Here is a 12637-nt window from a genome sequence, read left to right on the forward strand (position 1 = left end):
AATTAAAAGCGCGTAACATACATTGAGTACGATTAACTTTCTTTGAACTGTTGCATAAAAATATGAATTCGTGAATACGATCACTTAAACACCCCGCCGCAACCCGCTACTTCGCGTTTTAATGCATAAAAAACAGGCAAAACTTCCTGGTTCGTAAAAGAGCGTCTAAAGTTAAACCGGGACCTCGCGAGCAAGGGTGAAACGATGGCGCTTTACACAATTGGTGAAGTGGCTTTGCTTTGTGATATCAATCCTGTCACGTTGCGCGCGTGGCAGAGACGTTATGGACTTTTAAAACCACAGCGAACGGATGGCGGTCATCGTCTGTTTAACGATGCCGATATCGACAGAATCCGCGAAATCAAGCGCTGGATAGATAACGGCGTCCAGGTCAGCAAAGTCAAAGTGCTGCTCAGTAGCGACAGTAGCGAACAACCTAACGGCTGGCGCGAACAGCAGGAGATCCTGCTGCACTACCTGCAAAGCAGTAATCTGCACAGTTTACGGTTATGGGTCAAAGAACGCGGTCAGGATTATCCTGCCCAAACATTGACCACTAACCTGTTCGTCCCACTGTGGCGACGATTACAGTGCCAACAACCCGCCCTTCAGGCGCTGCTCGGCATTCTTGACGGTATCCTGATCAACTATATTGCGCTCTGCCTGGCGTCTGCGCGTAAGAAACAGGGAAAAGATGCGTTGGTGATCGGCTGGAATATCCATGATACCACCCGCCTGTGGCTGGAAGGTTGGGTCGCCAGCCAACAGGGATGGCGAATCGACGTGTTGGCGCATTCGCTTAGCCAGTTCCGCCCGGAACTTTTTGACGGCAAGACGTTACTGGTATGGTGCGGAGAAAACCAGACGCTGGCGCAGCAGCAGCAACTCCTGGCATGGCGCGCCCAGGGACACGACATTCATCCCCTTGGCGTTTAAACAGCAGCTAACAAATTCGCTTTAATGTATACTCCTTTTATTAACATAAGGAGTACATAATGCGCGTAGCGAAAATCGGGGTGATCGCCCTTTTCCTGCTGATGGCTATTGGCGGTATCGGCGGCGTGATGCTGGCAGGTTACAGTTTTATTTTGCGTGCCGGGTAAGCGCGCGCGTCAGCCTTTCAAACAGGCGATCGATAATGATCGCCGCCAGCGCCACCAGCAGCGCCCCCTGGATAACATAGGCCGTATTAAAGCCGCTAAGCCCGATAATGATCGGCGTGCCTAACGTACTGGCCCCCACCGTTGAAGCGATGGTCGCCGTACCAATATTGATAATCACCGAGGTTCGGATGCCCGCCAGAATCACCGGCGCGGCCAGCGGCAGCTCAACCTGATACAACTGTTGGCGACGGCTCATTCCCATACCGCTGGCAACGCTCATCACGCTGGCAGGCACCGCGCCCAGCCCGGCCAGGGTCGCCTGCAGGATGGGCAACACCCCATACAGGATCAAGGCGATAATGGCCGGTTGCTGACCAAAACCCATGACGGGTACCGCGATCGCCAGTACCGCGACCGGCGGAAAGGTCTGCCCGACGGCGGCGATAGTCTCCACCAGGGGACGAAACTCTTTCCCACTTTCTCGCGTGACCGCAATCCCTGCGCCGACGCCCACCACGACGGCAAACAAACTTGAGATGCCCACCAACCAGAAATGGGCGAGCGCGAGGGCGGCAAAACTCTCCTGTTGGTAGACCGGGCGCGGTAAATCGGGAAACAGCGCGGCGAAGAACGGCTGGCTATAAGGCAATCCAAACAGCAGAAGCAAGAACAGAACAATAAGCCAGAGAAGCGGATCACACAGTCGTTTCACGGGGGGACGTCTCCGAAAGCAGATCGCGGAAATGGAGCGTACCGCAGGGCTCGCCCTGCTGATTCGCCACCGGCAGGACGTCGCACCGACGGGCGACAAACATCGATAGCGCATCGCGTAGCGTCATCTCTTCCACCAGCGCGTCGCCGCTGAGCTGTTCATGCCGACGTACATAATCGCCTACGCTACGTAACGAAAGCAGCCTTACGCCCAGCTCGCTGCGGCCAAAAAATGCCTGCACGAAATCATTTTCCGGCGAGGTCAGCATAGAAAGTGGCGATCCCTGTTGGATAACGTGGCCCCCGTCCATCAGCACCAGATGGTCGGCGAGGCGTAGCGCCTCGTCGATGTCGTGCGTCACCAGTACGATGGTGCGCCCCAGTAGCTGATGAATGCGGGTCATCTCCTGCTGCAATGCGCCGCGCGTTACCGGATCAAGCGCGCCGAAAGGCTCGTCCATCAGCAATACCTGCGGATCGGCAGCCAGCGCCCGCGCAACGCCGACCCGCTGCTGTTGCCCGCCGGAAAGCTGATGCGGATAGCGATCGCGCAGCGCGCTTTCCAGACCCAATAATGCCATCAGTTCATCAATACGATCGTTAATCCGCGCACGCGACCACTTTTGTAGTTGCGGTACGGTGGCGATATTTTGCGCCACCGTCCAGTGGGGAAAAAGGCCGATAGACTGAATGGCATAGCCCATGCGACGGCGCAGTTCAAGCACCGGCAGGCTGCGGATCTCTTCCCCGGCAAAACGGATCGTTCCGCTATCATGCTCTACCAGCCGGTTAATCATCTTCAGAGTGGTCGATTTTCCCGAACCGGAGGTGCCAATTAACACCGAAAAGCTGCCTTCGCTAAAGTGCAAATTGAGGTCGCTAACAGCCTGTTGATCGCCGAAGGTTTTACTGACATGGTTAAATTCAATCATCGGTTGCTCCCTTCAAAAACGCGATCCATAAATCAAACAGCGCGTCGATCACTACCGCCAGCGCAATCACCGGAATGACGCCCAACAGGACTAAATCAATGGCGCTGCTCAATAGCCCCTGAAACACCAGCGCGCCGAAACCTCCCGCGCCAATCAGCGCGGCGACGACGGCCATTCCCACTGTCTGGACCATTACTACCCGCAGGCTACGTAAAAAGACCGGCAGCGCCAGCGGCAGTTGCACATGCCTGAAGCGCTGGCCGCTACTCATTCCCATTGCTCTTGCGCTCTCCAGCACATCGCGTGGCACCTGATTGAGCCCGGCGACCACGCCGCGCACCAGCGGCAATAACGCATAGAGCACCAGCGCTATCAGCGCAGGCGTCATGCCGGTTCCCGCGACGCCGAATTCGGCAAGCCACGGAAACTGTTTCTCCAGCCCGGCCAACGGCGCGATCAGCAGGCCAAACAGCGCGACGGAAGGAATAGTCTGGATCACATTCAGTACGGTAAACACCGGCCCCTGGCGTGAGGCGGAAAAATAACACCAGACGCCCAACGGTAGTCCGATCGCCAGCGCCGGCAGCACCGTGCCCGCCAGTAACATTAAATGTTGCACCAGCGCGGCATCGAAAACATCCTGGCGGTTGGTATACTCTTTCAGAAGCGAGAGGTTGTCGAACGTGCCTGAAAACAGCAGCGCCAGCGGGACAATAACAATTTGCGCGTGCAGCAACCAGCGCCACAGCGGCCCAACGGTAATACGGCGGATCGCATCGCTACAGGCCAGCAGCATCAGACCGAGGCCCAGCCACAATCCACTTCCCAGACTGGTACGCGCCAGCGGACTGCCCTCCTGCGCCAACTGGGTCGCCGCCCTGCCGACTCCCCACAGCATGACAATAAAAAGCGTCTGCGCCATCATCAGCGTCAGTACGCTACCGCGTTTACCGGGCACAAAGCACAGCGTAAACAGCGCGCATCCCGCGCCAGTCAGCATCCAGATGGTCGCCGGCCAGATCTCCCATAACTGGCGCCCCTCGCCGCTCACCAGACGATTCGGGGCGTAATTAATGAAAGGCAGCGCGACAGCAAGCAGGGCCAGAACAACCAACAGCAACAGCACACGATTAACCGTAATTTTTTTGGCAGCGTCACTCACAGATTACTTCACCCACCCTTTTTGTCGGAGGTAATCTGCGGCGACTTTTTTCGCATCCAGCCCTTCTACGGCGATTCTGGCGTTCAACTGTTGCAGCGTTTTCTCATCAAGGCTGGCGAAAACGGGCTGCAGCCAATCGGCTATCTGCGGATAGGCCTGTAACACCGATTCACGCACTACCGGCGCGGGGGCATAGATAGGCTGGACGCCTTTCGGGTCGCTCAGGGTTTGCAGACCCAGCGCGGCGACCGGGCCGTCGGTGCCATACGCCATCGCGGCGTTAACACCGGATGTTTGTTGCGCGGCGGCTTTGATCGTGACCGCCGTATCGCCGCCCGCCAGCGACAAGAGCTGGTTCTGATTCAAGGTAAAATCATAGGCTTTTTCAAATGCCGGCAGCGCATCCGCCCGTTCGATAAATTCCGCAGACGCCGCCAGTTTAAAAGTGCCGCCCTCTTTCAGATAACGGCTGAGATCGGCAAGCGAGGAGAGTTTATTTTTTTCCGCGATGTCCTGACGTATCGCGATGGTCCAGGTGTTGTTGGCCGGCGCAGGCGTCAACCAGACCAGCTTATTCTGCTCCGCATCCAGTTTTTTGACTTTCTCAAAGCCTTGCTTTGCATTTTTCCATGCCGGATCGTTTTCATCTTTAAAAAAGAACGCCCCGTTACCGGTGTATTCCGGATAGATATCCAGCTCTCCGGCGGTAATCGCGCCACGAACGACTGGCGTCGTCCCGAGCTGAATTTTATTGACCGTTTTAACGCCGTGGCTTTCCAGTACCTGCAAAATCATGTTGCCGAGCAGCGCGCCTTCGGTATCAATCTTTGACCCGACCGTCACGGGCGATGCCGCCTGTAGAGGTAAACTCACCGTCGCCAGCAACGCCAGCGAACTTACCCATAGCTTTGAGATCGTCATGATGCTTTCCTCATCCTTTTACGGCCTTTTTCAGAGACTTGAGAAAAAAGCATAGTTGAAAAGTCTGCGTTTAACCTGGGATTTTCCGGCAGTTTAAGTGACGTGGCAGGCAATAAAAGGGGGGACAGGAAAAGTCATTGCCAGACAGGGCGCTGCTATCGCGCCCTGTTGACGGCAGGCTTACAGTAGCTCGAACGATCCTTGTTTAACGCGAGCGGAATCCACGCCGATAAAGACGTTGAACTTGCCGGGTTCCGCGTCATATTTCATCTGCTGATTCCAGAACTTCAACGCCTCGATATCAATCGGGAAACTCACGGTTTTACGTTCGCCGGGCTTGAGGGTGATTTTTTCAAAGCCTTTTAATTGCTTCACCGGGCGGCTCATTGACGCCGTGACATCCTGTAAGTACATCTGGATGACCGTAGCCCCTTCGCGTTTACCGGTGTTCGTGACCTCTACGCTGGCCGTGACTTTGCCGTCGCGTTGCATTGTCGGTGAGGAGAGCGTGACGTCAGACACCGTAAATGTGGTGTAGCTCAGACCGTAACCAAACGGATAGAGCGGGCCATTCGCTTCGTCAAAATAACGTGAGGTGTATTTGTTTGGCTTTTCAGGATTATACGGGCGTCCCGTATTGAGATGGCTGTAATAGACCGGAATTTGTCCCACCGAACGCGGGAAGGAGATCGGCAGTTTGCCTGACGGGTTGTAATCGCCAAACAGCACATCGGCAATGGCGTTGCCGCCTTCCGTCCCGGCAAACCAGGTCTCCAGAATCGCATCGGCCTGTTGATCTTCTTTTACCAGCGCCAGCGGTCTGCCGTTCATTAATACCAGTACCAGCGGCTTACCGGTGGCTTTCAGAGCGGTGATTAAGTCGCGCTGACTCTGCGGAATGGTGATATTGGTACGGCTGGAGGCTTCATGCGCCATCCCCTGCGACTCGCCTACCACCGCGACCACCATATCGGCCTGTTTCGCCGCCTGCACCGCCTCATCAATCATCGCCTGCGGTGAGCGCGGATCGATTTTCACCGCCTCTTCATACAGGTTTAAGAAATCGACGATATCTTTATCGTTAGTGATATTCGCCCCTTTGGCATAGAGGATCTTCGCCCCGTCGCCGACGGCATTTTGAATACCCGCCAGCACCGTCACCGACTGATTCGCGACCCCAGCAGCAGACCAGCTTCCCATTACATCACGTTGACTGTCGGCCAGCGGCCCAACAACGGCAATGGTGCCCGATTTTTTCAGCGGCAGCGTTTCCAGCCGGTTTTTCAGCAGTACCACACTTTCCCGCGCCACTTCCCGCGCCTCTTTACGATGCAGGCGGCTTTCGGCATTGGTGTCCACCGGGTCGCTCTCTTTCGGCCCCAGATGGCTATAGGGGTCGTTAAACAATCCCATGTCATATTTTACGTTGAGCACATGGCGCGTCGCGTCGTCCAGTTCCGCCATCGTCACTTTGCCCGACTTAATCAGACCCGGCAGATATTTGCTGTAATACTCATCCGCCATGCTCATATCCACCCCTGCCTTTAGCGCCACGCGCACCGCATCTTCCGGGTCGGCCGCGGTACCGTGTTTAATCAGTTCTTTAATAGCGCCGTGGTCGGAAACGGTAATTCCCTTAAAGCCCCACTCATCGCGCAGGACATCTTTCAGTAGCCAGGAATCTGACGTCGCAGGCGTGCCGTTCAGCGAGTTCAGCGCCACCATCACCGCGCCGCTCCCCGCATCCAGCCCCGCTTTGTACGGCGGCATGTAATCATTAAACAGGCGCTGGGAACTCATATCCACGGTGTTGTATTCTTTACCGCCTTCAACGGCGCCATAGGCGGCAAAATGTTTCACGCTGGTCATCACCGAATAGCGGTCCGCCGGGCTTTTGCCCTGCATCGCTTTCACCATGGTTTCGCCCATGATGGAGGTTAAATATGTATCTTCGCCAAAGCCTTCGGAGGCGCGTCCCCAACGCGGATCGCGGGAGACATCCACCATCGGCGCCCAGGTCATATTCAGGCCGTCGTCCGCCGCTTCATACGCCGATACGCGTCCTACAGTTCTTACCGCATCCAGATTAAAAGAAGAAGCCAGACCGAGGCTTATCGGGAAGACGGTTCGCTGGCCGTGTACCACGTCATAAGCAAAAAAGAGAGGAATTTTCAGGCGGCTCAATGCCATCACCTGATCCTGCATTTGACGGATATCCTGGCGGGTGACGGTATTGAAAATCGCCCCTACCTGCCCGTCTTTGATCATCTCGCGAATCGCTTCTTTCGGGTTATCAGGGCCGACGCTAATCAGACGTAACTGACCAATTTTTTCATCGACAGTCATTTTCTTGAGTAAATCCGTGACGAACGCGTCGCGCGCTTCGGGCGTCAGCGGGTGATTGCCAAACAGGTTTTCCGCCAATGCTGGCTGCATCGCCAGACTCACAGCAACACCTACTGAACATAACCATTTCATGTTGAGTCTCTCTTTATCTTTATCCCGACGAGGCGGTAAAAACAGAATAAAAACCGCAGTTTGCCATAAGCCTAAACGCGAGAGGAGAAGAAAGCGAAGGTTATTCTCCTAATTTTCCGCACAGTCGAATACGCAACCACCAGCAAATGGTATCAAGGCGGCAAATGAATACCACCAACACAGAGACAATTTGAATGAGAAAGCGTATTGTCATACCAAGCGCTATGCTTAACGCTGATATTTTGTCCCACCACAAGGAGTGGAGAATGTCTTCCATAACAATGACTGATAATAAAACGTTCCTGAATGAGCTGGCCCGCCTGGTAGGCCATTCTCACCTGCTGACAGACCCCGCCAAAACCGCCCGCTATCGCAAGGGTTTCCGTTCCGGTCAGGGCGACGCGCTGGCCGTTGTTTTCCCGGGTTCATTACTGGAACTGTGGCGTGTGCTCAACGCCTGCGTTAACGCTGACAAAATTATTCTGATGCAGGCCGCCAACACCGGTCTGACGGAAGGCTCCACGCCGAACGGCAACGACTACGATCGCGATATTGTGATTATCAGCACCCAGCGGCTGGATAAGCTGCACTTACTGGATAACGGCCAACAGGTTCTGGCCTGGCCCGGTACGACGCTCTATGCGCTGGAAAAAGCGCTTAAACCGCTGGGCCGTGAACCGCACTCGGTGATTGGTTCGTCGTGTATCGGCGCGTCGGTCATCGGCGGTATCTGTAATAACTCCGGCGGCTCGCTGGTGCAGCGCGGCCCGGCCTATACCGAGATGTCGCTCTTTGCCCGTATTGACGAGCAAGGCAAACTGCAACTGGTCAATCATCTGGGTATCGATCTTGGGCATACGCCGGAGCAGATCCTGAGCAAGCTGGATGACGAACGGATTAAAGATGAGGATGTGCGCCACGATGGTCGTCATGCGCACGATCACGACTACGTGACGCGGGTACGAGATATCAACGCCGATACGCCCGCCCGCTATAACGCCGACCCGGACCGTTTGTTTGAATCTTCCGGCTGCGCCGGAAAACTGGCGGTTTTTGCCGTTCGCCTTGATACCTTTGCAGCGGAAAAAAATCAGCAGGTTTTTTATATCGGCACCAATCAGCCCGCGGTACTGACTGAAATCCGTCGGCATATTCTGGCGAACTTCGACAATCTGCCAGTGGCGGGAGAATATATGCATCGCGATATCTACGATATTGCGGAGCAGTACGGTAAAGATACCTTTCTGATGATCGATAAACTCGGCACCGACAAGATGCCATTCTTTTTCACGCTAAAAGGCCGAACCGATGCGATGCTGGAAAAAGTAAAATTTTTCCGTCCGCATTTCACCGACCGCGCGATGCAGAAATTCGGCCATCTGTTTCCCAGCCATCTGCCGCCACGAATGAAAAACTGGCGCGATAAATATGAGCATCATCTGCTGTTAAAAATGGCGGGAGACGGCGTCGCAGAAGCGCAACGCTGGCTGAATGAATTTTTTAAATCCGCTGAGGGCGGTTTCTTCACCTGTACGCCGGAAGAAGGCAGCAAAGCCTTCCTGCACCGCTTCGCCGCTGCTGGCGCGGCGATTCGTTATCAGGCCGTACACGCTGATGAAGTGGAAGATATCCTGGCGCTGGATATCGCTCTGCGCCGCAACGATACCGACTGGTTCGAGCATCTGCCGCCGGAAATCGACAGCCAACTGGTACATAAACTCTATTACGGCCACTTTATGTGCCACGTTTTTCATCAGGACTATATCGTGAAGAAAGGCGTCGACGTCCACGCGCTGAAAGCGCAAATGCTGGAGCTGTTGCAGGCGCGCGGGGCACAATACCCGGCGGAGCACAACGTTGGACATCTGTATAAAGCGCCGGAAACGCTGACGCGTTTTTATCGGCAAAATGACCCAACCAACAGTATGAACCCCGGTATCGGCAAAACGAGTAAGCGGAAATTCTGGCAGGAAAATACGCCCGACGAAACGCATTAACACCGAGTGGTTTACCGTGAATGCCCGGCGGCGCGATGCCTGCCGGGCCTGCGGCGACTTAATCGTTCTGTGCGGTTTGCGCTCCGGCGCTGGCGCTGGCTGCCGCCATTTGCGCGGCTTTTTGCTTTTTATAGCTCAGCGCGGCAGCCGGAACGGGCATGACTTTACCGGTTTCAATCCATGTACGCAGGCGACTGGCGTCCGCAAAGTGGGTATATTTGCCGAACGCGTCCATGACCACCAGCGCGACCGGTTTGTTATTGATCACGGTACGCATCACCAGGCAATGCCCCGCCGCATTGGTAAAGCCGGTTTTCGTTAACTGGATATTCCAGTTATCACGATAGACCAAATGGTTGGTATTGCGAAACGGCAGCGTATACGCAGGATGCGAGAATGTCGCCATATCTTCGCGCGTGGTGCTTAGCTGGCCAATCAGCGGGTATTGCTTCGTGGCAATCAGCAATTTTGTTAAATCCCGCGCGGTCGAGACGTTATGAATCGACAGCCCCGTCGGCTCAACGAAGCGGGTATGCGTCATGCCCAGCGCTTTCGCCTTCGCATTCATTGCTTTAATAAACGCGTTATAACCGCCAGGATAATAGTGCGCCAGGCTTGCCGCCGCACGGTTTTCGGATGACATCAACGCCAGCAGCAACATATTTTTGCGGCTAATTTCGCTGTTCAGGCGCACGCGGGAGTAAACCCCTTTCATTTCCGGCGTCTGGCTGATATCGACCTTCAGTATTTCATCCAGCGGCAATCGCGCGTCGAGCACGACCATCGCTGTCATTAATTTGGTTATCGAGGCAATCGGACGCACCAGATCCGGGTGGTTCGAATAGATCACTTTATTGGTGTTGAGATCAACAATCATTGCGCTACCGGAGGCAATCTCAGGTTGAGACGCCGCGGTTGTCGCTGCCGTTTTCGCCACAGCCTGCGGGGCAAAAGGAACGGCCAACATCAGAGCAAGGCTCAGGAATGAAGCTCGGAATTTCAGCATGATGAGATTTCTGATAATGATTCACGCGCGTCGTAACGCACACCGCCTGAGCTAAGATTATACTCAAGCTAGCAGTGGCATCATAGCGGCACGCCAGCGTTGCCGCTACAGAAGAATCGTCAGCAAATGCTGCATTGCTGGCTTTTGCGCCAGCCCTTTTTCGCATCAGAACAGGCGGTAGCCGTATCCCCACAGGATCAAGGTGATCGCCAGTAGCACCTCCAGGACCAGTACGCCGATAGCGAGCGTCGAACTGGAGAAGCTTAATCCTTCCTCTCTATTAATGTTAAGGAAAGTCGGAATACCCAAATACAGCAAATAGCCGGTGTAAAAGAGCGCGACAGCGCCGACCAAAGCGCATAGCCATACCAGGGGATAGAGCGCCATCAGACCACTTAAAAACAGCGGCGTCGCGACATAGCCGGCAAAAACCATACAGCGCGCAAGCGATGGCCGTTGCGGATAGTTTCGCGCCATCCACCAGATGACGCGTCCCATCACCGCGACGCCCGCCAGCATCACGCCGTAGAACAAGACCGCCAGCGCAAAAGCGGTAAACAGCGAGAGTTGTAACACGTTGCCGTCGCCAAAATTCCAGCCGATTTGCGTCGTGCCGATAAAGGCGCAGACGACGGGAATCGCCGCCATCAGCAAAACATGGTGCGTATAGTGATGCGAAACGGTTTCGTTTTCGCTTTTGATCACCTGCATTTCCCGATCGGGATGGGAAAAAAGCCCCCATACATGGTTCATACTGCCCCCTTCTGCTGCCTCAGATGCCAGTATGTTCAAGTATAATTCAGTTTCTGGTTATTTTATGAGCAATGGCAAAATAGTCTCCGGCAAAACGTCGGCTTTGCCGCGCACGCCTCTTGCCAGGGTGTATGCTTAATGCCGGAGGTGGTTTACGCATGGATATCAACACGCTTATTACGCATTATGGCTATGCGGCGCTGGTTATCGGCAGTATGGCCGAAGGTGAAACCGTTACCCTGTTGGGGGGCGTCGCGGCGCATCAGGGATTACTCAAGTTTCCGCTGGTGGCGGCGGCCGTCGCGCTGGGAGGGATGATGGGCGATCAGCTACTTTACCTGTTAGGACGATGCTATGGCGGGAAGATCCTGCGTCGTTTCCCGCGTTATCATACGAAGATTCGTCGCGCGCAGAAAATGATCCAACGCCATCCGTATCTGTTTGTGATCGGCACGCGTTTTATGTATGGCTTCCGGGTGGTTGGCCCGCTGCTGATTGGCGCCAGCCGCCTGCCGCCTAAAATTTTTCTGCCGCTGAATATTGTAGGCGCGCTGATCTGGGCGCTGCTGTTTACCACGCTGGGATATCTTGGCGGCGAGGTGATCGCGCCATGGCTGCACGACCTCGATCAGCATCTCAGGCACGGGGTCTGGCTGATTCTGGCCATCGTCCTGGTGGTGGGCGTGCGCTGGTGGCTGAAAAGACGCGGCAAAGCGGAGGCCCGTTAAACCCGATGGTATCCGGATGGCATAACGCCGCCATCCGGCACCCGGCGTTTATTTTGCGTTGAATTGCGGATTCACCAGCATAAATCCGCCGTCGACAATCAGCGACTGACCGGTGGTATAGCTTGCGCCTTCCGAACACAGCCAGGCGACGAGGCTGGCTATTTCATGCGTAGAACCCGGTCGGGCGATAGGGATCGAGGGTTCCGATCCCGGCTCAATGTCGCTGTCATCCATATCATTCATCGGCGTGGCGATAGCGCCTGGCGCGACGGCGTTGACCAAAATATGATGCTCAATCAGTTCCAGCGCCATGGATTTAGTCAATCCCCCCAACGCATGTTTCGCCGCGGTATAGGCGCTGGCTTGCGGAAGCGGCGTATGCTCATGGACGGAGGTGATGTTGATAATGCGCCCTCCCTCTCCTTGTTTAATCATATGCCGGGCGGCGATCTGCGCGCAGAGAAACGCGCCATCGACATCCACGGTAAAAATTTGCCGCCACTGCGTAAACGGCATATCAATAAACGCGGATTTGGTCATCGCCCCGGCATTATTGACCAGCACGTCAACGCGCCCCAGGCGCTGGATAAGATGTTCAATGGCCTGCGCGCCCTCGGGTAACTTGCTCAGGTCAAGATGAATGGTCTCTGCCCGCACACCAAACTGCGCCGCTTTTTTCGCCGTCTCCTGCGCGCCGCGTTCATCGGAATGCCAGGTGATACCAATATCAAAACCGTTTTGTGCTAATAACAACGCACACGCTTTGCCAATTCCCGAATCTGATGCCGTTACAATTGCGACTTTGGTCATATTCCTCTCCGGATGAATCATACACAGCCTAAGTAT

General features: G+C 55.0%; 12 protein-coding genes. 4 read left to right on the forward strand and 8 right to left on the reverse strand.

The features are described 5' to 3' along the window. The first annotated feature begins 204 nt into the window (after positions 1–204). Both mlrA and N7E69_RS00220 read left to right on the forward strand, forming a co-directional pair. Positions 205–936, forward strand: a complete 732-nt coding sequence (mlrA, locus tag N7E69_RS00215) for an HTH-type transcriptional regulator MlrA (protein WP_001240419.1) — start codon at positions 205–207, stop codon at positions 934–936. 59 nt (positions 937–995) lie between these two features. Further along, a complete protein-coding gene (locus tag N7E69_RS00220; RefSeq protein WP_001261696.1) occupies positions 996–1103 on the forward strand; it encodes a protein YohO in 108 nt (35 codons plus the stop codon). Here N7E69_RS00220 and N7E69_RS00225 read toward each other — a convergent pair. The 5 genes from N7E69_RS00225 to bglX form a co-directional block, all read right to left on the reverse strand. Continuing rightward, positions 1084–1815 (reverse strand): ABC transporter permease, encoded by a 732-nt coding sequence (locus N7E69_RS00225; RefSeq protein ID WP_000824854.1) that lies wholly within the window; start codon positions 1813–1815, stop codon positions 1084–1086. The two genes, N7E69_RS00220 and N7E69_RS00225, sit on opposite strands and share 20 nt — an antisense overlap. Then, positions 1799–2746: an ABC transporter ATP-binding protein gene (locus tag N7E69_RS00230; protein WP_000569166.1), complete on the reverse strand. Its 948-nt coding sequence runs from the start codon at positions 2744–2746 to the stop codon at positions 1799–1801. Before N7E69_RS00230 ends, N7E69_RS00225 begins: the two co-directional genes overlap by 17 nt. Further along, positions 2739–3908 carry an ABC transporter permease gene (locus tag N7E69_RS00235; RefSeq protein ID WP_001278100.1) on the reverse strand — a complete coding sequence of 390 codons (1170 nt, stop codon included), beginning with the start codon at positions 3906–3908 and terminating at the stop codon, positions 2739–2741. The genes N7E69_RS00230 and N7E69_RS00235 overlap by 8 nt, the downstream gene beginning before the upstream one ends. Before the next feature lie 3 nt (positions 3909–3911). Then, positions 3912–4829 (reverse strand): ABC transporter substrate-binding protein, encoded by a 918-nt coding sequence (locus N7E69_RS00240; protein ID WP_000155869.1) that lies wholly within the window; start codon positions 4827–4829, stop codon positions 3912–3914. Positions 4830–5009: 180 nt separating this feature from the next. Next, on the reverse strand, positions 5010–7307 hold the full coding sequence (gene bglX / locus N7E69_RS00245) for a beta-glucosidase BglX (RefSeq protein WP_000871552.1): 2298 nt from the start codon (positions 7305–7307) through the stop codon (positions 5010–5012). 266 nt (positions 7308–7573) lie between these two features. Between bglX and dld the strand changes: the two genes are divergently transcribed. After that, the gene (gene dld / locus N7E69_RS00250) at positions 7574–9304 is read left to right on the forward strand and encodes a D-lactate dehydrogenase (protein ID WP_000095234.1); all 1731 of its coding nucleotides are present in this window, start codon (positions 7574–7576) and stop codon (positions 9302–9304) included. Positions 9305–9362: 58 nt separating this feature from the next. Here dld and pbpG read toward each other — a convergent pair whose 3' ends face one another. Continuing rightward, positions 9363–10310 carry a D-alanyl-D-alanine endopeptidase gene (gene pbpG / locus N7E69_RS00255; RefSeq protein ID WP_000911555.1) on the reverse strand — a complete coding sequence of 316 codons (948 nt, stop codon included), beginning with the start codon at positions 10308–10310 and terminating at the stop codon, positions 9363–9365. Positions 10311–10475: 165 nt separating this feature from the next. Beyond that, positions 10476–11063 (reverse strand): Yip1 family protein, encoded by a 588-nt coding sequence (locus N7E69_RS00260; RefSeq protein WP_001017055.1) that lies wholly within the window; start codon positions 11061–11063, stop codon positions 10476–10478. Between the two features lie 158 nt (positions 11064–11221). Here N7E69_RS00260 and N7E69_RS00265 point away from each other — a divergent pair, with 158 nt between their 5' ends. After that, positions 11222–11791, forward strand: a complete 570-nt coding sequence (locus N7E69_RS00265; protein WP_001523476.1) for a DedA family protein — start codon at positions 11222–11224, stop codon at positions 11789–11791. Between the two features lie 48 nt (positions 11792–11839). Here the strand turns inward: N7E69_RS00265 and N7E69_RS00270 are convergent, their stop codons facing one another. Beyond that, positions 11840–12601 carry an SDR family oxidoreductase gene (locus tag N7E69_RS00270; protein ID WP_000169606.1) on the reverse strand — a complete coding sequence of 254 codons (762 nt, stop codon included), beginning with the start codon at positions 12599–12601 and terminating at the stop codon, positions 11840–11842. Between the last annotated feature and the right edge of the window lie 36 nt (positions 12602–12637).

It is taken from the genome of Salmonella sp. 3C, from assembly GCF_025426275.1.
Lineage (GTDB): Bacteria > Pseudomonadota > Gammaproteobacteria > Enterobacterales > Enterobacteriaceae > Salmonella > Salmonella enterica.